The organism is Pectobacterium sp. CHL-2024 (genome assembly GCF_044751765.1).
In the GTDB taxonomy this organism is placed as follows: domain Bacteria; phylum Pseudomonadota; class Gammaproteobacteria; order Enterobacterales; family Enterobacteriaceae; genus Pectobacterium; species Pectobacterium brasiliense.
In genome coordinates, this window is the sequence record NZ_JBIXKO010000022.1 from 23,508 (window position 1) to 45,911 (window position 22,404).

General features: G+C 54.2%; 20 protein-coding genes and 1 riboswitch. Of the genes, 10 read left to right on the forward strand and 10 right to left on the reverse strand.

Annotation, left to right across the window (positions count from 1 at the left end):
* Positions 1-5 precede the first annotated feature (5 nt).
* Positions 6-3,329, forward strand: coding sequence for a miniconductance mechanosensitive channel MscM (mscM, locus tag ACIPUG_RS19760; RefSeq protein ID WP_039498018.1), 3,324 nt, complete (start codon positions 6-8; stop codon positions 3,327-3,329).
* A gap of 51 nt (positions 3,330-3,380) precedes the next feature.
* On the opposite strand, the gene epmA is transcribed toward mscM, so the two are convergent.
* Complete coding sequence (epmA, locus tag ACIPUG_RS19765; protein ID WP_039498020.1) at positions 3,381-4,358, reverse strand: elongation factor P--(R)-beta-lysine ligase; 978 nt, start codon at positions 4,356-4,358, stop codon at positions 3,381-3,383.
* Positions 4,359-4,832: 474 nt separating this feature from the next.
* On the opposite strand from epmA, the gene frdA reads away from it, so the two are divergent.
* From frdA to ACIPUG_RS19790, 5 genes are all read left to right on the forward strand, one after another.
* Entirely contained in the window at positions 4,833-6,629 is a 1,797-nt protein-coding gene (gene frdA, locus ACIPUG_RS19770; protein WP_010283134.1) for a fumarate reductase (quinol) flavoprotein subunit, read from the forward strand.
* Positions 6,622-7,359 (forward strand): succinate dehydrogenase/fumarate reductase iron-sulfur subunit, encoded by a 738-nt coding sequence (locus ACIPUG_RS19775; protein ID WP_010283136.1) that lies wholly within the window; start codon positions 6,622-6,624, stop codon positions 7,357-7,359. The genes frdA and ACIPUG_RS19775 overlap by 8 nt, the downstream gene beginning before the upstream one ends.
* A 13-nt stretch (positions 7,360-7,372) precedes the next feature.
* Positions 7,373-7,768: a fumarate reductase subunit FrdC gene (frdC, locus tag ACIPUG_RS19780; protein WP_010295522.1), complete on the forward strand. Its 396-nt coding sequence runs from the start codon at positions 7,373-7,375 to the stop codon at positions 7,766-7,768.
* Positions 7,769-7,782: 14 nt separating this feature from the next.
* Positions 7,783-8,139 (forward strand): fumarate reductase subunit FrdD, encoded by a 357-nt coding sequence (gene frdD, locus ACIPUG_RS19785; protein WP_005972985.1) that lies wholly within the window; start codon positions 7,783-7,785, stop codon positions 8,137-8,139.
* Between the two features lie 123 nt (positions 8,140-8,262).
* Positions 8,263-8,847 carry a lipocalin family protein gene (locus ACIPUG_RS19790; protein WP_104213275.1) on the forward strand — a complete coding sequence of 195 codons (585 nt, stop codon included), beginning with the start codon at positions 8,263-8,265 and terminating at the stop codon, positions 8,845-8,847.
* 75 nt (positions 8,848-8,922) lie between these two features.
* Here the strand turns inward: ACIPUG_RS19790 and ACIPUG_RS19795 are convergent, their stop codons facing one another.
* The 4 genes from ACIPUG_RS19795 to efp all read right to left on the reverse strand — a co-directional run bounded on the left by ACIPUG_RS19795 (position 8,923) and on the right by efp (position 10,178).
* Entirely contained in the window at positions 8,923-9,078 is a 156-nt protein-coding gene (locus ACIPUG_RS19795; protein ID WP_400339899.1) for a DMT family protein, read from the reverse strand.
* Positions 9,017-9,169: a DMT family protein gene (locus ACIPUG_RS19800; protein ID WP_400339900.1), complete on the reverse strand. Its 153-nt coding sequence runs from the start codon at positions 9,167-9,169 to the stop codon at positions 9,017-9,019. Before ACIPUG_RS19800 ends, ACIPUG_RS19795 begins: the two co-directional genes overlap by 62 nt.
* Before the next feature lie 128 nt (positions 9,170-9,297).
* Positions 9,298-9,429: an entericidin A/B family lipoprotein gene (locus ACIPUG_RS19805; protein ID WP_014916783.1), complete on the reverse strand. Its 132-nt coding sequence runs from the start codon at positions 9,427-9,429 to the stop codon at positions 9,298-9,300.
* Positions 9,430-9,611: 182 nt separating this feature from the next.
* Positions 9,612-10,178 carry an elongation factor P gene (gene efp / locus ACIPUG_RS19810; RefSeq protein WP_014916784.1) on the reverse strand — a complete coding sequence of 189 codons (567 nt, stop codon included), beginning with the start codon at positions 10,176-10,178 and terminating at the stop codon, positions 9,612-9,614.
* A gap of 41 nt (positions 10,179-10,219) precedes the next feature.
* On the opposite strand from efp, the gene epmB reads away from it, so the two are divergent.
* Positions 10,220-11,272, forward strand: coding sequence for an EF-P beta-lysylation protein EpmB (epmB, locus tag ACIPUG_RS19815; protein ID WP_039516867.1), 1,053 nt, complete (start codon positions 10,220-10,222; stop codon positions 11,270-11,272).
* A 59-nt stretch (positions 11,273-11,331) separates the two neighbouring features.
* Here epmB and ACIPUG_RS19820 read toward each other — a convergent pair whose 3' ends face one another.
* Positions 11,332-11,679, reverse strand: a complete 348-nt coding sequence (locus tag ACIPUG_RS19820) for a DUF4156 domain-containing protein (RefSeq protein WP_014916786.1) — start codon at positions 11,677-11,679, stop codon at positions 11,332-11,334.
* Positions 11,680-11,722: 43 nt separating this feature from the next.
* A complete protein-coding gene (gene pgi / locus ACIPUG_RS19825) occupies positions 11,723-13,372 on the reverse strand; it encodes a glucose-6-phosphate isomerase (protein WP_039462472.1) in 1,650 nt (549 codons plus the stop codon).
* Positions 13,373-13,540: 168 nt separating this feature from the next.
* Positions 13,541-13,734, forward strand: a riboswitch (Lysine riboswitch).
* Positions 13,735-13,852: 118 nt separating this feature from the next.
* On the opposite strand from pgi, the gene lysC reads away from it, so the two are divergent.
* Positions 13,853-15,229: a lysine-sensitive aspartokinase 3 gene (gene lysC, locus ACIPUG_RS19830; RefSeq protein ID WP_014916788.1), complete on the forward strand. Its 1,377-nt coding sequence runs from the start codon at positions 13,853-13,855 to the stop codon at positions 15,227-15,229.
* Between the two features lie 42 nt (positions 15,230-15,271).
* On the opposite strand, the gene ACIPUG_RS19835 is transcribed toward lysC, so the two are convergent.
* Positions 15,272-16,918 (reverse strand): Na/Pi cotransporter family protein, encoded by a 1,647-nt coding sequence (locus tag ACIPUG_RS19835; protein ID WP_039320606.1) that lies wholly within the window; start codon positions 16,916-16,918, stop codon positions 15,272-15,274.
* Positions 16,919-17,224: 306 nt separating this feature from the next.
* Here ACIPUG_RS19835 and ACIPUG_RS19840 point away from each other — a divergent pair, with 306 nt between their 5' ends.
* Positions 17,225-18,679, forward strand: a complete 1,455-nt coding sequence (locus ACIPUG_RS19840; RefSeq protein ID WP_400339904.1) for a DASS family sodium-coupled anion symporter — start codon at positions 17,225-17,227, stop codon at positions 18,677-18,679.
* Between the two features lie 71 nt (positions 18,680-18,750).
* On the opposite strand, the gene ACIPUG_RS19845 is transcribed toward ACIPUG_RS19840, so the two are convergent.
* Both ACIPUG_RS19845 and ACIPUG_RS19850 read right to left on the reverse strand, forming a co-directional pair.
* A complete protein-coding gene (locus ACIPUG_RS19845) occupies positions 18,751-20,856 on the reverse strand; it encodes a TonB-dependent siderophore receptor (RefSeq protein WP_400339907.1) in 2,106 nt (701 codons plus the stop codon).
* Between the two features lie 191 nt (positions 20,857-21,047).
* Positions 21,048-22,004 carry an AraC family transcriptional regulator gene (locus ACIPUG_RS19850; protein ID WP_039279749.1) on the reverse strand — a complete coding sequence of 319 codons (957 nt, stop codon included), beginning with the start codon at positions 22,002-22,004 and terminating at the stop codon, positions 21,048-21,050.
* A 205-nt stretch (positions 22,005-22,209) separates the two neighbouring features.
* Between ACIPUG_RS19850 and ACIPUG_RS19855 the strand changes: the two genes are divergently transcribed.
* A partial coding sequence (locus ACIPUG_RS19855; protein WP_400339910.1) for a hypothetical protein occupies positions 22,210-22,404 on the forward strand: 195 nt, incomplete at its 3' end.

The window sequence follows — 22,404 nt, forward strand, 5'->3', positions numbered from 1 at the left end:
CTAACGTGCGTCTGATTCTGACTTTTCTTTTGGGATGTTTATTATCAACTGCCGCGTTGGCTGCCACTGCGCCCAATGAGGCACAGCTACGCCAGCAGCTACAGCAGGCGGAAGCCAACAAAGGTGCAGCCGATCAGGCGAAAATCGTTGAAGAATATCAGGCTGCACTGAACACCCTGCAGGATCGCAAAGAGTCACTGGAGCGCGCCACACAGTATCAGCGCGTTATTGATGATTTCCCCAAGCTGGTTCAGGAGCTGCGTCGCCAGCTTAATGCCGAAGACGGCAAACCGTCGTCTATTTCAGACAGTCTCTCCAGCAACGATCTTGAACAGCAGCTACTGCAAACCAGTAGCCAACTGCTGGAACAGGCGCGCCAGCTCCAACAGGAACAGGATCGGCTGCGTGAAATCAGCGATTCACTGAGCCAGCTTCCGCAGCAGCAAACTGAAGCCAGCCGCATGCAAAGCGATGCGGAACGCCGTATTCAGTCTCTCGGTACGCCTGCTACCCCGCTGGGGCAAGCGCAGCTCGTCGCGCTTCAGGCCGAATCTGCCCTGCGCAAAAGTCGGGTGGACGAACTGGAGCTGGCACAGCTTTCAGCCAGCAATCGTCAGGAGCTATCCCGGTTACGTGTCGAACTGTATAAAAAGCGCCACGACAGGCTGGATCTGCTGCAACAGGATTTACGCAGCAGACTCAACAATATGCGCCAGCGCGAAGCCGAACAGGCATTAGAGCGCACAGAGCTACTCGCGGAACAAAGTGGCGATTTGCCTAGCGTCATCAGCAAGCAGCTACAGGTTAACCGCGAGCTCTCCGTCGCGTTGAACCAGCAAGCGCAGCGTATGGATCTCATTGCTTCTCAGCAGCGTCAGGCTGCCACACACACCATTCAGGTTCGTCAGGCGCTGAGCACCATCCGCGAACAGGCACAGTGGCTCGGCGTTTCACCGATATTGGGTGAAACGTTACGGGCACAGATCGCCCGCCTGCCGGAAATGCCCAAGCCTCAGTTACTGGATAGCGACATGGCGCAGCTGCGCGTACAGCGGCTGCACTTTGAAGATCTGATCAACAAACCGCAGGATCTTGATAAAGCCAAACAGGACAACGGCGATCCGCTGACCAGCGCACAACAGCGTATCCTGACCGACCAGATGCGAACCCAGCGCGACCTGCTGACTTCACTGATCTCCGGCTGCGATTCACAGATACTCGAACTGACCAAACTCAAAGTCGCCAATAACCAGTTGGCGGATGCGCTAACCGAAACACGGGAAGCGGCCCATCGCGACCTGTTCTGGGTTGCGGATGTTGACCCTGTGACGTTCGCCTATCCGCTCAAACTGGTACAGGATCTGACGCGCCTGCTGTCACTGGACACGCTGACGCAGCTGGGTAGCGCGCTGGTAATGATGGTGACCAGTCAGGAAACCGTGCTGCCGCTGCTGGGCGCACTGCTGCTGGTTGGCTTTAGTATCAGCTCGCGTCGTCACTATCATGCGTTTATGGAACGTGCCAGCAGCCGCGTCGGCAAGGTCACGCTCGATCACTTTATGCTGACGCTTCGTACCGTGTTCTGGTCCATCCTTACCGCCCTGCCGCTGCCGGTGCTCTGGGCCGCGCTGGGATACGGGCTGCAAAACGCCTGGCCTTACCCGATTGCCGTCGCTATCGGCGATAGCGTGACTGCCACCGTGCCGTTGATGTGGCTGGTGATGATCAGCGCCTCATTCTCGCATCCACAGGGACTGTTCATTGTCCACTTCCGCTGGTCGCCGGAGCGCGTAGCCAGAGCGATGCGCTACTATCGTCTCTCGATTGCCTTTATCGTACCGCTGATTATGGCGCTGATTACGTTCGATAAGCTCAACGATCGCGAGTTTTCCAGCACGCTGGGACGACTCTGCTTCATCCTGCTCTGTATGGCGCTGAGTCTGGTCACGACCGGATTAAAACGCGCGGGCATCCCGCTGTATCTGGACAAAGAAGGCTCGGGTGAAAACTCCGTTAACCGGGCGATGTGGAACATCCTGATCGCCATGCCGCTCGTTGCGGCGCTGGCCTCCTGCATCGGCTATCTGGCGACCGCACAGGCGCTGTTAGCCCGTCTGGAAACCTCCGTCTCTATCTGGTTCTTCCTGCTGGTGGTTTACCACATTATTCGCCGTTGGATGTTAATTCAGCGCCGCCGCATCGCCTTCGACCGCGCCAAACAGCGACGGTCGGAAATTCTGGCGCAGCGTGCCAAAGGTGAAGAAGACACGCCGTCTGCGTCGTCCCATGAAAGCAGTTCGGACGCGGTGGAAGAACCCGTCGTCGATTTGGATGCCATCAGCGCCAAGTCACTGCAGCTAGTACGCTCCATCCTGACGCTGATCGCGCTGGTTTCCGTTATCGCGCTATGGTCGGAAATTCATTCCGCCTTTGCATTCCTGGAAAATATCAGCCTGTGGGATGTCTCCAGCACGGTCAAAGGTGTGGAGAGCGTGCAGGCGATTACGCTGGGATCGGTGCTGATCGCGATTCTGATCTTCATTGTTACTGCGCAATTGGTACGTAACCTGCCCGCCCTGCTGGAGCTGGCAATCCTACAGCATCTGGATCTGTCGCCGGGCAGCGGTTACGCCATTACCACCATCAGCAAATATATTCTGATGCTGATCGGCTGCCTGATGGGCTTCTCGCTGATCGGGATCGAATGGTCGAAACTGCAATGGCTGGTTGCTGCACTGGGTGTGGGACTCGGGTTCGGCTTACAGGAGATCTTTGCCAACTTTATCTCCGGCCTGATCATCCTGTTTGAGAAACCGATCCGCATCGGCGATACGGTCACGATCCGCGATCTCACGGGTAGCGTCATGCGGATTAACACCCGCGCCACCACCATTTCCGACTGGGATAGAAAAGAGATCATCGTGCCGAACAAGGCATTTATCACCGAACAGTTTATTAACTGGTCGCTGTCGGATTCGGTCACGCGTGTGGTGATGACGGTGCCTGCTCCGGCGAACGCGAACAGTCAGGAAGTCACGGAGCTGTTGATGGATGCGGTGAAGCGCTGTTCGCTGATTCTGGATACACCAGAGCCCGAAGCCTTCCTGGTTGACCTGCAACAGGGGATTCAGATTTTCGAGCTGCGCGTGTTCGCCGCCGAAATGGGGCACCGCATGCCGCTGCGCCACGAACTGCATCAGCTGATTCTGGAAAACTACCGCAAACACAATCTGGAGCTTCCTTTCCCACCGTTCCAGGTGAAAATGGACAATCTGTCGCGCAGTGGAAAAACGCTGACGCCACGGCAGCGGACGCCGGGCAGCTTATAAGAAGGGAAAACGGGCGGCGGCCAGATGTGGCCCCGCCCTACTTCAAACGGATTACGCGCGATCGACGGAGAACGCGATCACATCACTCAGCCTCTCGGCATTCAGCGCCAGCATGATCAAACGATCCACACCTAACGCCACTCCGGCACACTCCGGCAGACCGTGTTTCAGCGCCGCCAGCAGGTTTTCATCAATCGGCTGCTGTGGCAAATCACGCGCGGCACGCTTGCGGTTATCCTGTTCGAAACGCTGACGTTGCTCATCGGCATCGGTCAATTCACGGAAGCCGTTCGCCAGCTCGATCCCTTTGAAATAGACTTCAAAACGCTCGGCGACACGATGGTCTTCCGAACTGATCTCGGCCAGTGAGGCCTGCGTTGCTGGGAAATGATAGACAAACGCCGGTTTGTCGCGCCCGATATGCGGCTCAACGCCAAAGGTGAACAGCATCTGCACCAGCGAATCGCGATCGTCTTCACGGCAGGCGATATCGCCCAGCCCGAGTTTTTCTGCTGCTTCGCGCAGCTGCGCTTTATCAACAGACAAAGGGTCAATCTCCAGATGGCGTAAAAACGCCTGCTGATAGGAGAGCATTTCCGCGCTTTCACAATCCAGTACCTGCTGCAACAGGTCATCGACCTCATTCATCAGGCGGTACATATCATAGTGAGGGCGATACCATTCCAGCATAGTGAATTCTGGGTTGTGGTGTCGGCCTGATTCTTCATTGCGGAAACTGCGGCCCAGCTGAAAGATCGGTCCGCTACCGGCAGCCAGCAGACGCTTCATGTGGTATTCCGGGCTGGTCATCAAATACAGCGTCATGCCATCTGCAGCACCGGGACCAACGAAGCGGGTCTGGAACGGGTATAAGAAAATATCCGTTACCGTCGCCTGGCTCATGGCAGGCGTTTCGACCTCCAGTACACCACGATCGGTGAAGAAACGTCGGACAGCAGCAATGATCGACGCTCGTTTCAACAAATTAGCGACAGAAGCACTAGGTTGCCAACTTGTCGTCTCGCTCATGGTTCTTACTCCAAAGTCAAACAGGGGGTGCAGTCTACCCGCATCAGCCCAAATTTCCAGCGGAAAAAAGGCCAGACGCGCTTTTCAGCAATGCATGCTCTACCCTCCAAGAGGGAGCGGTCAGGATAGTCGCTATAAATTATATCCAGTGGATCATTTTCTTATATCCACCTCAAAAGGGTTATTAAAGAAATAAAAGCATCATTTCCCCCTAAATAAGCCTTTCGATCACGTTTTTATCAATAAATACGTAGCCTGCTGAAAAAACCACAAAATGCAGGATCACATCAAATTTCATCTACCCATAATTCGGTATAATCATTCCCACACAAAAATTATAGGTTTATCTATTCTTTATACATCTATCACATAATTTTCAGCGGGTTTGATATTAAGCTCGGATATAAAGACAGAAACGAATAGATATTATTTTTTTATTTTAACTTAATTAACTTAAGTAACTGGAGGAGTGCATTGCAAACCTTTAATGCCGATTTGGCCATTATCGGGGCCGGAGGAGCTGGCCTACGAGCGGCAATTGCTGCCGCAGAAGCCAACCCTCAACTGAAAATTGCGCTGATCTCAAAAGTCTACCCAATGCGTAGCCATACCGTGGCGGCAGAAGGTGGGTCAGCAGCAGTAACTCAGGAACACGATAGCTTCGATTATCACTTCAACGACACCGTATCGGGTGGCGACTGGCTGTGTGAACAAGACGTGGTTGAGCACTTCGTCAAACACTGCCCGGAAGAGATGATTCAACTGGAACAGTGGGGCTGCCCCTGGAGCCGTAAACCGGATGGGTCTGTCAACGTTCGCCGCTTTGGCGGGATGAAGATCGAACGCACCTGGTTTGCCGCCGATAAAACCGGCTTCCACATGCTGCATACCCTGTTCCAAACTTCCCTTAAATATCCGCAAATCCAACGCTTCGACGAGCACTTTGTCCTCGATGTTCTGGTCGATGACGGTCAAGCGCGCGGCCTTGTTGCCATCAATATGATGGAAGGTTCACTGATTCAGATCCGCGCTAACGCTGTGGTGCTGGCGACAGGCGGCGCAGGTCGCGTGTACCGTTACAACACCAACGGCGGCATCGTCACAGGCGACGGCATGGGCATGGCGTTCCGCCACGGCGTCCCGCTGCGTGATATGGAATTCGTTCAGTATCACCCAACCGGCTTGCCCGGTTCCGGTATCCTGATGACCGAAGGCTGTCGCGGCGAAGGCGGCATCATGGTCAACAAAGACGGCTACCGTTACCTACAAGACTACGGCATGGGTCCGGAAACGCCGCTTGGCGAGCCAAAAAACAAATACATGGAGCTAGGGCCGCGCGATAAAGTCTCGCAGGCGTTCTGGCACGAATGGCGCGCAGGCCGCACCGTCTCAACCCCGTTGGGCGATGTGGTTTACCTCGATCTGCGCCACCTCGGCGAGAAGAAACTTCAGGAACGTCTGCCGTTCATCTGCGAACTGGCAAAAGCCTATGTCGGTGTCGATCCGGTGAAAGAGCCGATTCCTATCCGTCCTACCGCGCACTACACAATGGGCGGCATTGAAACCGATCAAAACTGCGAAACCCGTATTAAGGGTCTGTTCGCCGTCGGCGAATGTTCCTCGGTTGGTCTGCACGGTGCGAACCGTCTCGGTTCCAACTCGCTGGCCGAACTGGTGGTCTTCGGTCGCGTTGCGGGTGAGCATGCCGTACAGCGCGCACAGGCTGCGGCACCGGCCAACGGCACGGCGCTGGATGCACAAACCCGCGACATCGAACAGCGCCTGCATGACCTGATGAATCAGGAAGGCACCGAAAGCTGGGCGAAAATCCGTGACGAAATGGGCATGTCGATGGAAGAAGGCTGCGGTATTTACCGCACCACCGATCTGATGCAGAAAACCGTCGATAAGATGGCAGAGCTGAAAGAACGCTTCAAACGCGTGAAAATCACCGACCGCTCCAGCGTGTTCAACACCGACCTGCTGTACACCGTTGAGCTGGGCCATAGCCTGGATGTTGCGGAATGTATGGCGCACTCGGCGATCAACCGTAAAGAGTCCCGCGGCGCCCACCAGCGTCTGGATGACGGTTGCACCGAACGTGATGACGTTAACTTCCTGAAGCATACGCTGGCGTTCTATAACCCGGAAGGCGCACCTCGTCTGGAGTATAGCGATGTGAAGATTACCAAGCTTCCACCGGCCAAACGCGTATACGGTGCAGAAGGTGATACGCAGGAAGGCAGCAAGAAGGAGCAGGCGAATGGCTGAGATGATCAAAACCCTGAAAATGGAAGTCATGCGCTATAACCCTGAACAGGACAGCGAACCGTATTTTGAGACGTTCGATGTTCCGTACAACACGCAGACGTCCCTGCTGGATGCGCTGGGTTATATCAAAGATAACCTGGCTCCGGACCTCTCCTACCGCTGGTCCTGCCGTATGGCGATCTGTGGCTCCTGCGGCATGATGGTGAATAACGTTCCTAAACTGGCCTGTAAAACCTTTCTGCGTGAATACACGAACGGTCTGAAGGTCGAAGCGCTGGGCAACTTCCCCATCGAGCGCGATTTAGTGGTCGATATGACCCACTTTATCGAGAGTCTGGAAGCCATCAAGCCGTATATCATCGGCAACGATCGTAAGCCTGCTGACGGCCCGAACAAGCAGACTCCGGCGCAAATGGCGAAGTATCACCAGTTCTCCGGCTGTATTAACTGTGGCCTGTGCTATGCGGCATGCCCACAGTTCGGCCTGAACCCTGAGTTCATCGGTCCGGCGGCAATTACGCTGGCACACCGTTATAACCTGGACAACCGCGATCACGGCAAGAAAGAGCGTATGGCGCAGTTGAACGGAAATAACGGCGTCTGGACCTGTACGTTTGTGGGCTACTGCTCAGAAGTGTGTCCGAAGCACGTCGATCCTGCCGCTGCCATCCAGCAAGGCAAAGTCGAAAGCGCGAAAGACTTCATGATCGCCATGCTGAAACCACAATAAGGGAGGGACAATGATGACATCTAAACGTAAAGCGTATGTTCGCGGTATGTCGCCGACCTGGTGGAAAAAGCTGGGGTTCTACCGCTTTTATATGTTGCGTGAAGGGACCGCCGTCCCTGCCGTCTGGTTCAGCATCGTGCTGATGTTTGGCGTTTTCGCGCTGAAAAACGGGCCGGAAGGCTGGGCAAACTTCGTCAGCTTCCTGCAAAACCCACTGGTGCTGCTGATCAATATCGTTGCTCTGCTCGCTGCTGCGCTGCATACCAAAACCTGGTTTGAACTGGCACCGAAGGCCAGCATCATCGTGATTAAAGATGAAAAAATGGGGCCAGAGCCGATCATTAAAGGGCTGTGGGCTGTCACCGTGGTGGTAACCGTAGCCGTTCTGGCGATCGCCTTACTATTCTGAACAGGAGAAATAATGTGATTAACCCAACGCCAAAACGTTCTGACGAACCGCCTTTCTGGGGCCTGTTCGGCGCTGGCGGGATGTGGAGCGCGTTCTTCGCTCCGGTGATCATTCTGCTGGTCGGCGTGATGTTGCCTCTGGGCCTTTTCCCGGACGCGTTAACCTATGAGCGCATCGCCGCGTTCAGCCAGAGCTTTATCGGCCGTGTCTTTTTACTGCTGATGATTGTACTGCCGCTCTGGTGTGGCCTGCACCGCATCCACCATGCGATGCATGACCTGAAAATCCACGTTCCTGCCGGAAAATGGGTGTTCTACGGTCTGGCGGCAATCCTGACCGTGGTTACCGTTATCGGTGTCGTTACGCTGTAGAGGTAACATCTGTAAATTTGTACCTAACGGCCTGCACGAGATCGTCGCAGGCCGTATTATTTCCCCGCCTGACTACGTCCATCGTCTACACTGGAACAAGGATGAAAACGATGAGATGTCAATATGATGCCCTTTAACGCTATTCGCTTTAACAGCACGTTATTCAAAAGCCTTCTCTTCACAATCAGACGACGTGGGAAAGCCTGCATTGCCGCGCTGATAGCACTCTTTTCTGTCGCCTGTAGCGTGACGCCGCCCGATAACGTTACCGTCGTGGAAAATTTTGACGTCAATCGTTACCTCGGCACATGGTATGAGATCGCCCGCCTCGACCACCGTTTTGAACGCAATATGGAACGCGTGACGGCAACCTACAGCCCGCGGGATGATGGCGGAATCAAGGTGATCAATCGTGGCTTTAACGTCGAAAAACAGGAATGGAAAGAGAGCATCGGGAAAGCGTATTTCACGGATTCGCCTCAGCGTGGCGCGCTAAAAGTGTCGTTCTTCGGGCCGTTCTATGGCGGCTACAACATTATTGAACTGGACGACGACTACCGCTACGCCCTGATTTGCGGGCCGAACCGCGACTACCTGTGGATTCTCTCACGCACGCCAACGTTGGATCCTGCGACACGCGACAAACTGGTCGCCACAGCCAAACGCTACGGCTTCCCGACAGAAGCGCTTATTTGGGTCAATCAGTAATCTGAGTGTATTGACCGCAATACAAAAAGAAAACCGCGCCCGGCAGACAAATATAATCGGTTCGGCGCGGTTCTTTTAACATGAACACGAACATGAACATGGAATAAACAAGGAAAGGCCGATCGCGTCCTGCAATATTTTCACTATTCCGGCAAAGGCGACCTGATAGCTAATCCGATTTGCAGATACCTGCAAAAAGCATGCGAATAATACAATACCTCGATTGACCAATTATCCAGATTCGGCCACTGAAATAGCGTAAATGCCCGTACCAGATAAACGTCATAAATATATTACTCAACGTCAGCATGCTGGCAGGCATGGCAAGAGACGACGTTATTACTTCACCGAGTGAACCGCGTTTTCATTTCCTCAATGTATGGAAGAAAACACCATCACGGTATTTTCTTCCACTCGGAAACGTTATTACGACTTATTTCCCACGTTGGGCTATTGGGCGCTGCGCTGAATAGCCTTCCCACCCGCTTCAACATCTTCCCCAACACCTCTGGTGGTATTACACCCAACCACTGCGGAGAGAATAACCAGAGAGAAAATGGCAACAAACGCTTTCTTCAACATACTCGATTCCTTCTTTATGAGAATAGGATTTCAACGGTACGAAAGGACTGCTTTTTAAGCGTAGCCAATTTTAATGCTTGTGGCGGTTTTTTCGGACGAGGAGCAAAAAAGGGGGGGAGATTTGAATGAGAAAAATAAATTAAAAAGGCCGCCCTCACAGAAGGCGGCCTTCTTCGCATTAATTACTTAACGCGTGAAACGTACTCGCCAGAACGGGTGTCAACTCTGACAACTTCGCCGATCTGCACGAACAATGGCACTTTAACGACCGCGCCAGTGCTCAGCGTTGCTGGCTTACCGCCAGTACCGGCAGTGTCGCCTTTCAGGCCTGGATCGGTATCGGTGATTTCAGCTTCGATGAAGTTCGGTGGCTGAACGGCGATAGGACGACCATCCCACAGGGTAACGATACATTCGGCGTTGTCTTGCAGCCATTTTGCCGCATCACCAACGGTCTTCTCTTCAACCTGATGCTGTTCAAACGTCTCAGGGTGCATGAAGTGGTAGAACTCACCGTCGTTGTACAGGTAGTTCATGTTGGTATCAACGACGTCTGCGCCTTCTGCAGAATCGGTAGATTTGAAGGTTTTTTCAACGCGAGAGCCCGTCAACAGGCGACGCATTTTTACGCGAGCAAAAGCCTGGCCTTTACCCGGCTTAACAAACTCACTGGATTCGACGGCATACGGTTCGCCTTCGAATATGATTTTAAGACCGGAACGGAAATCGTTGCTAGAATAAGTCGCCATAAAGGCCCTCTACAATTTTAATACTGGTACGAAGCCAAAAAATGGCACACATTGTAACCCTAAATATACCTTCCAGAGAAGATTGGTTGCAGCAACTTGCGGACGTAATTACCGATCCTGATGAATTACTGCAACTTTTGGCACTGAGCGATCACGCTAAACTCCGGCAAGGCCGTGATGCGCGCAGGCTTTTTGCGCTGCGTGTACCGCGCGCCTTCGCTGCACGGATGCAAAAAGGCAATCCTGACGATCCGTTGCTGCTACAGGTATTGACCGCGCATGAGGAGTTTATCGCCACCCCAGGCTTCACTCATGACCCGCTTGATGAGCAACACAGCGTCGTGCCGGGGCTACTGCACAAATATCACAACCGTGCCTTGCTGCTGGTTAAAGGCGGCTGTGCGGTAAACTGCCGCTACTGCTTCCGCCGCCATTTCCCCTATCAGGATAATCAGGGCAACAAGGCAAACTGGCGTCAGGCGCTGGATTATATCCGCCAGCACCCAGAACTGGATGAAATTATTTTTTCCGGTGGCGACCCGCTGATGGCTAAAGACCACGAGCTGGACTGGCTGATCACCGAGCTGGAACACATCCCACATCTGAAACGCCTGCGCATTCATAGCCGTTTGCCGGTGGTGATCCCTGCGCGTATTACCGATGCGCTGTGCGATCGCCTGTCACGCAGTTCGCTTCAGGTGTTGCTGGTGACGCATATTAACCACCCGCAGGAAATTGATCCTGATTTAACACAAAGTATGGCGCGTTTGCGCCGTGCAGGCGTCACGCTGCTCAACCAAAGCGTGCTGCTGCGCGGAGTGAATGACAGTGCAGAGACACTCGCCCGGCTCAGCAATGCGCTATTTGACGCAGGAATTCTGCCTTATTACCTGCACGTGCTGGATAAGGTTCAGGGTGCCGCGCATTTTCTGGTAGATGACAACGAGGCGCGCGTCTTAGTCAAAGCGCTGCTGAAGAAGGTATCCGGCTATCTGGTGCCTCGTCTGGCACGGGAAATCGGTGGGGAAGCCAGCAAAACGCCGCTGGATTTAGGGATGAAGCAGCATCAGGACGACGCTGGGATAGTCGGTTGAGCAATACGTTAGGAAAGCGGTGAGAGCAAAATGCCACTCTCACCGGGTTTTTCTTTAGCTTAAGGACATTTGTAGACGCTGCCGCTCATCTTGCTGTCCAGCGGCGCAAAGCTTGACCAGAAGGTCTCACTCGGACTGGTTGCGCCATAGACCGTATTGCCCCCCATCGCCGCCGCTTTATTACGCAGATCGTTTGCCGCACCGCGCATAGAACTGCCGTCGCTATGGTTGCCTGCCAGCCAGTTAGACTGGCTACCGCTAGCCTGCCCCAACAGCTGACATTCGCTGCCTGGCTTGGTATCCGTGAACGTCACGGCCTGCCCGGCGGCGCTGAGTTGGCTACTGCTACTGCTGCATCCCGCCAGCAACACTGCCGCGGCTAGCCCCAACAAAATACGAACCTGCATGTCTTCCTCCTTGCGATTGAAAAACCAAAGGGCACAGGCCCGATTAGTTACGCCACGCTTTGAAGCGGTTGATCAGTCCGTTGGTAGAACTGTCATGGCTGTCGATCGTACTGTCATTTTCCAGCTCTGGCAGAATACGGTTCGCCAGTTGTTTCCCTAACTCCACGCCCCACTGATCGAATGTGAAGATGTTCAGGATCGCGCCCTGAGTGAAGATTTTGTGCTCATACAGTGCAATCAGCGCGCCCAGGCTGTACGGGGTGATTTCGCGCAGCAGGATAGAGTTGGTCGGGCGATTGCCTTCGAATACTTTAAACGGCGCGACATGTTCAACTTCTTTTGGACTTTTGCCTGCCGCCGCAAATTCTGCTTCTACCACCTCACGGCTCTTACCGAACGCCAGCGCTTCTGTCTGTGCAAAGAAGTTCGACAGCAGTTTGCTGTGATGATCGCTCAATGGGTTATGACTCACCGCCGGCGCAATAAAATCACACGGAACCAGCTTGGTGCCCTGATGGATCAACTGGTAAAACGCATGCTGGCCGTTCGTACCTGGTTCACCCCAGATAATCGGCCCGGTCTGGTAATCCACTGGATTGCCGTTGCGATCGGCAGATTTCCCGTTGGATTCCATATTTCCCTGTTGGAAATAAGCAGCAAAACGGTGCATGTATTGGTCATACGGCAGAATCGCTTCAGTTTCGGCACCGAAGAAATTGTTGTACCAAATGCCGATCAGCGCCAGCAGCACTGGCAGGTTTTTCTCCGCTGGCGTGGAAGCAAAGTGCTTGTCCATCGCGTGCGCGCCGCTGAGCAGTTTCTCAAAGTTATCAAAGCCCAGAGAGAGAATGATCGACAGCCCAATCGCCGACCATAGAGAGTAGCGTCCGCCAACCCAGTCCCAGAATTCGAACATGTTGTCGGTATCGATACCAAATTCGCCGACGGCTTTCGCGTTGGTGGACAGCGCAGCAAAGTGCTTGGCAACGTGTTTCTCGTCCTGCGCCGTTTTCAGGAACCAGTCGCGAGCGCTGTGCGCGTTGGTCATGGTTTCCTGCGTGGTGAAGGTTTTCGACGCGACGAGGAACAGCGTAGTTTCTGGGTTCAGCGGCTTCAACGTTTCAGCGATGTGCGTGCCGTCAACGTTAGAGACAAAGTGCATGTTGAGGTGATTTTTATAAGGCTTCAGCGCTTCCGTTACCATGAACGGGCCCAGATCGGAGCCGCCGATACCGATGTTAACCACGTCGGTAATGGTTTTGCCGGTATAGCCTTTCCACTCACCGCCAATCACGCGTTCGCTGAAATCTTTCATCTTCGCCAGCACCGCGTTGACTTCCGGCATCACATCTTTGCCATCTACCAGAATCGGCGTGTTGCTGCGGTTACGCAGGGCAACGTGCAGAACGGCGCGGTCTTCCGTGCGGTTGATTTTCTCGCCGGCAAACATGGACTGAATCGCCGCAGACAGGTCGGTTTCCCGTGCCAGCGCGTGCAGTTTTTCCATCGTTTCTGCCGTGATGCGGTTTTTGGAGTAATCCACCAGCATCTGATCGTCGAACGTCGCGGAAAAATGCGCGAAACGCTCGCTATCTTGTGCAAACAGCTCGCTGATTTGCACGTCTTTCATCGCGTCAAAATGGTGTTGTAATGCCTGCCAGGCGGCAGTTTGGCTTGGATTAATATTTTTCATAATGCGACTTTCTCTCTAAGCATGAGTTCAAAGTGACTGAATCGATTGTATCCCTTAAAATCCAGATTGAGATCCCTTTTCTTGCTAAAAGCGGTTCATGCCGTTTTGTTTATTGACAGAAACCGCATAACCCGTTATTTGTAACACCGTACTTGCACACTCGGTGTGCAAGCCAGAAGAGGCGCATCGCCCAGGTAAGATATCGGAGGAACCGTAATCCGCTGATGATATCCGAGGGGGAGCGATGCCGAGATGCGGTGAAAATACGGTTTTCACCCTATCGACTACAGAGGCTGAATCCTCTGGGTTGTCACCGGATTTGTCCTGATGGACATCCAGCAAGGTGGAGCGCTTCTGGGTGTATCGTAGTCATTTTTTCTACGCCTGCCCCCTACTTTTGCTCTCCCCCTGTGCCAAGGCTGATTAATGGAATGCTGTTTACTGAAAAACAGCCTACCCCCTGACACGAGGTTTTTTGACATGTCTGCAACTGAAGTCTCCGCAAACGCGAACTCTACCGTTATTGCCAAATTTGGCGGCACCAGCGTGGCGGACTTTGACGCCATGAATCGCAGTGCCGATGTGGTGTTATCCAATCCGAATGTGCGCGTTGTGGTGCTGTCAGCATCAGCGGGTATCACGAATTTACTGGTCGCGCTCGCGGAAGGCCAAACGCCGGAAACGCGCGCCGAGCATCTGGCGAAAATCCGCCAAATCCAATACGCCATCATCGACAGACTGACCAATCAAAGCGTGATTCGCGATGAGATTGATCGCATGCTGGACAGCGTCACTACCCTGTCTGAAGCGGCGGCGCTCGCGACGTCAAACGCCCTGACCGATGAACTGGTCAGCCACGGCGAACTCATGTCTACCCTGCTGTTTGTCGAGATTCTGCGCCAGCGTGATGTCGTGGCAGAATGGTTCGATGTGCGCAAAATCATGCGTACCGACGATCACTTTGGCCGTGCTCAGCCGGACTGTGACGTACTGGGCGAACTGACTCGCAGCCAGCTGCAGCCGCGTCTTGAGCAAGGTCTGGTGATCACTCAGGGCTTTATCGGCAGCGAAGCAAAAGGCCGCACGACCACGTTGGGTCGCGGCGGTAGCGATTATACGGCGGCACTGCTGGGCGAAGCACTCAACGTCAGCCGGATTGATATCTGGACCGATGTTCCCGGCATCTACACCACCGATCCACGCGTGGTGCCGACCGCAAAACGCATCGACCAAATCATGTTTGAAGAAGCCGCCGAAATGGCGACATTTGGTGCGAAAGTCCTGCACCCCGCCACGCTGCTGCCTGCGGTGCGTAGCGATATCCCTGTGTTCGTCGGCTCAAGCAAAGATCCGGCCGCTGGCGGTACGCTGGTGTGCAATAAAACCGAAAACCCGCCGTTGTTCCGCGCGCTGGCGCTGCGTCGTAAACAAACGCTGCTTAAGCTGTATAGCCTGAACATGCTGCACGCACGCGGTTTTCTGGCCGAAGTGTTCAGCATTCTGGCACGTCACAACATCTCCGTTGACCTGATCACCACGTCAGAAGTCAACGTCGCGCTGACGCTCGACACAACCGGCTCCACCTCAACGGGCGACAGCCTGCTCTCCAGCGCCTTGCTGACCGAACTGTCATCGCTGTGTCGGGTTGAGGTTGAAGAGAATCTGTCGCTGGTCGCGTTGATCGGCAACAATCTGTCTCAGGCGTGTGGCGTCGGGAAAGAAGTGTTTGGCGTACTGGAGCCCTTCCGTATTCGCCTGATCTGCTACGGCGCCAGCAGCAACAACCTGTGCTTCCTGGTACCGGGTGACGACGCCGAGCGAGTGGTACAAACACTGCACCGCAGCCTGTTCGAGTAAGCTCCTTCTATCTTGTGGGGGAAACACCCCCACAAGATTCTGTCACAGAGTTAGCGGTGACTCTTCGCGTTCTTCATCCCCATCCTGCTGCACAATCAAGACGTTATACGCTACCGCACAGAACAGTGAATTCAGTCGGTTCATGTCCCCGAGTAAGCTCAAATGGAGCGAACTGGTTTCCAGACTCTGTACGTTGTGCTGATGTAAGCGATCAACATGCGCATGGGCATAACGGCGGTTCATAATGCGGAAGCGGTGTTTGGCACGGCGCAGACGTTTCGCGCTGGTGACATCCTCCGACAGGAAAACCGACAGTCCCAGACGCAGATTCGCCAGCAGCTGTTCATGCAGATGGTTCAACTCTTCCAGCCCCTGCGCGGAAAACGCCATGCGCACGCCGGAGGAATGATTGGCAATGTCATCAGCCATGCGTTCGATAATATCCCCCGCCTGCTCCAGATTCAGCGCCACTTCGATCACTTCCGCCCAGCGCCGGGAATCTCGCTCATCCAACCCGTCTTTCTGAATCTGCGCCAGATAAAGCTTAATCGCGGTGTAAAGGATATCGACATCATCATCGAGTCGACGAATCTCCCGCCGCTGCATATGGTCGCCCTGCAAGACTTCGCGGTACAAACGCAGCATCTGCTCCAGCACATCGCCAATGCGCAGCGTTTCCCGCGCGGCGTTGGTCAGTGCCAGCGCCGGCGTATCCAGCGAACTGGTGTCCAGATGGCGCGGTTTCATTTGGAGATCAACCTGCGGCGAGTCAGCAATCATCGCGCAGGACAGGCGTGCCACCACGCCGGTAAGCGGAATCAGCAGCAGACAGCGAATCAGGTTGTAGAACAGATGGAAGTAGATGACCAGCTCTTCGGCGTTTAACGGAATACGCGTCAGCCAGCGCGAAAGCGGCTCGACCAGCGGCAACACGACCAAACAGCCTATCAGCTTGAACAGCATGCTGCCGAGCGCCACGCGTCGGCCTGCCGCATTCTGCGTCGAGGTGCTCATCATCGTCAGTAATCCGCTGCCCAGATTGGCACCAATGACCAGGCACATCGCCACTTCCAGCGAGATCACACCGCTTGCCGTCAGGGTTGCCGTTAGCAGCACCGCTGCCAGACTGGAATAGGTAATCACCGCGAACAGCGCGCCAGCCAGTGCATCCAGCATGACGTCACCCGTCAACGAGGAAAACAGCACCTTCACACCCGACGTTTGCGTGATCGGAGCCGCGGCCACGACAATCATTTCCAGCGCCAGCAAAATCAGCCCGAGCCCAATCGCCACGCGACCAACCTGACCCACCCGTGTCTGCTTACGGCTGAGAAAAAATATCACGCCCAGAAAAATTAGCAGCGGAGAAAGCCAGGACAGATCGAACGTCAGAATACGCACCATCAGTGCCGTACCGACATCCGCCCCGAGAATAATCACCAGCGCAGGCGTTAATGCCACCAGCCCCTGTGAGACAAAAGAGGTCGTCAGCAACGCGGTCGCATTGCTGCTCTGCACCAGCGCGGTTACGCCAATACCGGCCATAAAAGCCAACGGTTTTTTCTCAACGCTATCGCTGAGAACCCGACGTAACTGGGTACCATAAACTCGCATGATACCGGTGCGAACAATGTGAGTGCCCCACACCAGTAACGCAATCGCAGAAAGGAGATTCAGCAGTGTTAACAAAAAGTCCGCGCCTCCAGCTAAACATGTATTGATGAAATAGAAGGTGTTGATGACGTAATGAATGACCATCTTACCAGATGTTGGCGGACCGTACTGCGAGGCAGCCCGCGCCAAAGCAAAATCGCCCACCAATCAACTAATGATAAAAATTACTTAACTGACAATATTTAAAAAACAGAATCCAAATCAATAAGCCAATAATTTTGTCTCACGCCTTTCCCGGTTAGCGCTATGCTCTTTTTATCCCTATAACTCTTATGGGTTATAACCCTGCACAATCTTGCTGCCCTCGAGTAAGGAAAATGGATGAAAACAAAAACCTCATATGGACTGAACTGGCTTCCGCTAATCATTATTCTCTCCATCGCCGCCTTTTTTTGGCAGATGGAACCCCCAACTGGCTTAAGCCCCGCCGCCTGGCACTCCGCCGTCCTCTTCGTCGCCACGATCGTGAGCATTGTCGCGAATGTTCTCCCGATTGGGGCTATCGGTATTATCAGTATCACGCTCTTTGCGCTGACGTACGCCGCGGGAGATACAACGGCCAGCGGCGCGATACAAACCGCACTCAGCGACCTGAACAGCTCGCTGATCTGGCTGATTGTTGTCGCTTTCATGATCGCGCGCGGCTTTATCAAAACAGGGCTGGGTCGCCGTATCGCCTTGCAGATGATCCGCATGTTGGGAAAACGCACGCTGGGTCTCGCTTATGGGCTGGCCTTTGCCGATCTGGTGCTTTCCCCCGCGATGCCGAGCAACACCGCACGCTGCGGCGGGATTATTTATCCCATTGCCGATTCGCTGTCGCGCAGCTTCGACTCCAAACCGGAAGATGCCTCACGCAGTAAGATTGGTACCTTCCTGATTACCTGCATCGGTAACGTTAACGACGTAACCGCTGCGCTGTTTATGACCGCTTACACCGGCAACCTGCTGGCGGTGAAACTGGCGGCCAACGCGGGCGTGACCATCACGTGGGGAAGCTGGTTTCTGGCGGCGCTGGTGCCCTGTCTGATTTCTCTGGCCGTTGTCCCCCTGCTCGTCTACTGGCTGACCAAACCAGAAATTCGCCACACGCCAGATGCACCAAAACTGGCCGTCGCCGAACTGGCAAAAATGGGCAACATGAGCCGCGGTGAATGGCTGATGGCATTCACCGTCGTCCTGCTGCTGGTGCTGTGGATTTTTGGCGATAAATTAGGCGTGGATGCCACGACGGCCTCGTTCGTCGGGCTGTCTTTCCTGCTGTTAACCGGCGTACTGAGCTGGGAAGACGTAAAGAGCGAGAAAGGGGCCTGGGATACGCTGATTTGGTTCGCCGCGCTGCTGATGATGGCGAATCAGTTGAAAAAGCTCGGCTTCACCAACTGGTTTGGCGATCTCATCGGCAGCAACATCGGCCACTTAATGCAGGGAACCAGTTGGGTATTGGTGCTGTTGCTGCTGAATGCGGCCTATTTCTACACCCACTATTTCTTCGCCAGCGGCAACGCGCAGATCGCCGCGCTTTTTGCGGTGTTCCTCGGTGTCGGGATCAACCTGAACATTCCAGCGGTGCCGATGGCATTCATGCTGGCGTTTACCAGCAGCCTGTACTGCTCACTGACGCAATATACCCACGCACGCGGCCCGATCCTGTTCGGCGCGGGCTACGTGCCCACCGCCGTCTGGTGGCGTACCGGCTTCGTCGTCAGTCTGGTGAATCAGGCGATCTTCATGAGCGCGGGTCTGCTGTGGTGGAAAGCGATTGGCCTGTATTGATCGTTAGTGAATACATGATGTGAAAAAGCCGGGGAAACCCGGCTTTCGTTTTATTGCTGCAAAACACGCGATCAGAACGAGTAAGAGACGCTGCCGACTACGCTGCGTTCGGCACCGAAGTAACAGAACTCCAGCGAGTTACAGGACGCCACGTAGCGTTTATCGGTCAGGTTATTGACGTTAAGCTGTGCACTCAGCCCTTTCAGACCGACCTTCGAGAGATCGTATCCCACCGCCATATCCACCAGCGTGTAAGAAGGCAGCGTGTGGGTGTTGGCGCGATCGGAGGTCACGCCATTCACGTAACGTACGCCAGAGCCAATCGTCAGGCCGTCCAGTGGACCGCTTTTGACATCATAGCTGGCCCAGGCGCTGGCCTGATTGCGCGGCGCGTACACCGCGCGTTTTCCTTGCTCAGCCACACTGCTTTTCTTATAGCGAATATCCGTATAGGTATAAGCCGCTTGCAGACGCAGATTATCGATAATGTGGCTCACAGCCTCCAGTTCAACCCCTTCAGACTCAATTTCACCCACGGAGCGGTAAGGATCGTTAGGCTGAACTTTTGTCGCCACATTCTTCTGGTTAATACGGAATACCGACAGGCTGTACTGATCCTGAGAACCCTCAGGCTGATACTTCATTCCGGCTTCCCACTGCTTGCCTTTCATCGGTTCCAGCACGTTGCCGTTATCATCGGCGAAGCTGGTCGGCGTAAAGGCCGTGGAATAGCTGACATACGGTGCAACGCCATTATCAAACAGGTAGAGCAAGGCGGCACGCGAGCTAAAGTTGTTTTTATCCAACTCGCTGTGTGTCCCCTTGGTATGGTTAACGTGGGTCACTTTTACCCGATCGTGACGACCGCCCAGCGTTAAGCGCCAGCGCTCCCAGCTCATTTGATCTTGTAGATAGATGCCCGTCTGTTGCAGCTTGTGTTTTTCCAGCGTACCGGACATGGCCGTTGGGCCAGAACCGTAAACGGGATTAAATGCGTCAATCGCAGGGAAAGAGCCAGAAGGCCAGTCCATATTATTATTACGCTGCTGATAGTCGATCCCCACCAGCAGGCGGTGGTTCACTGCCCCCGTATCCACGCTGCCATCGAGCTGATTATCTAACGTTAGCGCAGACAGCGACTCGCGGGAACCCGAGTAATAACGGGTCAGCGTATCGGCGGTCGGCTGCGTCCAGCCATAGGCGTACACCTGATCCAAATGCACTTTGGTACGCAGATAACGCACTTTTTGGCGCACCGCCCAGCCGCTATCAAAACCGTGTTCAACGTTGTATCCCACCATGTTTTGCTTACGGTCGTATTTCTCATAATTCTCTTCCCCTTCATAGAAGGTGTTCGAGATTTTCCGCCCATTGTGCGCGACCACAGTACCGTCATACGGCAAGCCCGAGTGGCTGCCGCCTTCTGGATCGCGTTGCAGGTACGCCATCAACTCCAGGCGGGTCTTGTCGGAAATCCGCCACAGCAGGCTAGGTGCAATCGCATAGCGTTCTTCTTTCAGCGGCCCAAATTGGGTATCCGCCTCACGCACCATCCCACCCAGACGAAATGCAAAACGCTCATCGTCATCCAGCGAGCCGGTGACATCGAACGCAGCACCACGCTGCACATTATTGCCAGCAAACAGCTTGATCTGTCCGCTGCGATCGAACGACGGCTGACGGGAATTCAGCGCCACAATCCCACCCGGAGAAGAGCGCCCGTAGAGGACGGACGCCGGGCCTCTGACCACTTCAATGCTGTCGAGAAACCAGGGATCGATAACCAGCGAGCTATGGGAATTGGTATCCCCCATCATCTTCAGCCCGTCGAGATAGACGTTATCGAGGCTGCCATCGGAAAAGCCGCGCAGCACCATGTAGTCAAAGCGGTTGGACGCGCCGATTTGGTTGTTGTACACGCCCGGCGTATAGCCGACCGCCTGACGAACGCTGGTCGCTCCCTGTTCCTGAATCTGATCGCGCGTAATGATAGAAACGGCCTGAGGAGTCTCGATGTCGGGCGTTTCCAGCTTAGTCGCGCCGCGTTGCGTTTGAGACGTCACGACTAACGTATCACCCTGAGAAGAAGAGGATGGCGTATCCTGCGCCAGTGCCGACACCGTTAATCCACTGGTGAAACAGCCAACCACCAGCGCCAGCCGCGTTTTTCTGAACATGGGAATCTCCACAGACCTTATTATTGTAAATAAGAATTATTACCGTTTTTAGTCTTGCGATAGCTATGCGCAATGACAACTTGCGTATGCGCAATGACAAAACGGGAACTCAGCGAGAAAGCGTCAAACGGGCAGCCAAGTGACAATATCTGGCATAAATAAGGCTCAGAAGATTGATAAGAAAGGAAATGCTAGATGACCATGCGTGCATCGCTCGGCGCCATACCGTAACGCCGCCGGAAAGCCGTAGCAAAGTTGGTCGCGTGCTGGTAGCCCGACATCCAGGCCGCCTGCTGAACGCTGTATCCCTGCACCAGATAGCGCCGAGCCAGTTCCAGCCGACAATCGCGCAGATAGTCAAAGACCGAATGGCCATACGCCTGACGAAACTTGGTACGCAGGCTACTGGTGCTCATCGCGGCCAACTGCGCCAATTCATTGAGGGTGTACTCTTTTTCAGGCTGTTGCGCCAGAAGCCGCCGAACGTTCTCCAGTCGATCCTGTTCGCCAGGCGGAGGCGATACGCGCCGCTCTCCCCCACGTTGCCCGAATGACAGGCCTTGCCCTAGCAGCTGTAGCATCACACCTTCCAGCATAAGCTGGCGCGATAATCCCGGCACGGTGTTTTCCAGTGCGTGCTGCAACCCAGATAACAAGTAGCCGGGAACCTGCCATAAAAATGTCGGATTGCCGCCCTGTTCCCACTCGTTCAGCAGCGAGCCCAACAGCGGATCCAAAGCAAAAGTAGTGGGGAAAATGCCCAGCGATACGGTGCGAAGATGACAATCCGCAAGGTGACTGGCATTCATGACTAACGGATCACCCAGCCGGGTGCTGAATGCCATACCAGACCGCACAACAAATTCCTTGCCGTTCAGACGCAGCGCGACGCGACCTTCCAGCACCACCAGCGTATAAAACGGGCAACAGTGCAACGACGTCGATTCGTAAGGCTGCAACACCTGCACGTTGGAGTTCGTCAGGCAAATCCCAGAGGACAGCGTCATCTCTTCGACATCGCCCTGCACCACGATACGCTTTTCTTTCGCGCGCTCACGGCAGGACGACAGCTGCGGGAAGTGGTAATCAATCCCGTAACGTTCACCGATGTCGAAGAAATCCTCAATGGAAAAGAGTCGTTTTAGCATGGGCGGGAAGATACCCTCATCCTGTTTAACGCCCAGAATCAGGCCAGCGGTTAGCGGAAATGCGTGGAATGAAAACAGAAAAATGCTTTCTGCTTAATTGATGCTCACCTTACCATTACCATGAAATCTCATCAATAAGACTGATAACTATTCTCATTGAAATGGTGTTCGCGTAACACAGGGTCATCAGCGGGGAAAATATTGCATGGGCTCAATCACGAAACCAGTACAGCTATGCAAAAAAGCAGACGTTTCGTGCGTGGTAAGCCGCGTATTTCTCTGTGCCATCAGCACCACGCCCGACTCAGGGCGCTTGTATCTTTCTCACGTAGTGATTAGCTATCACTACATGAAACAGAGTGAGCTTCCGCAGGGCGCTAAGGCTATCAACCTTGCGATT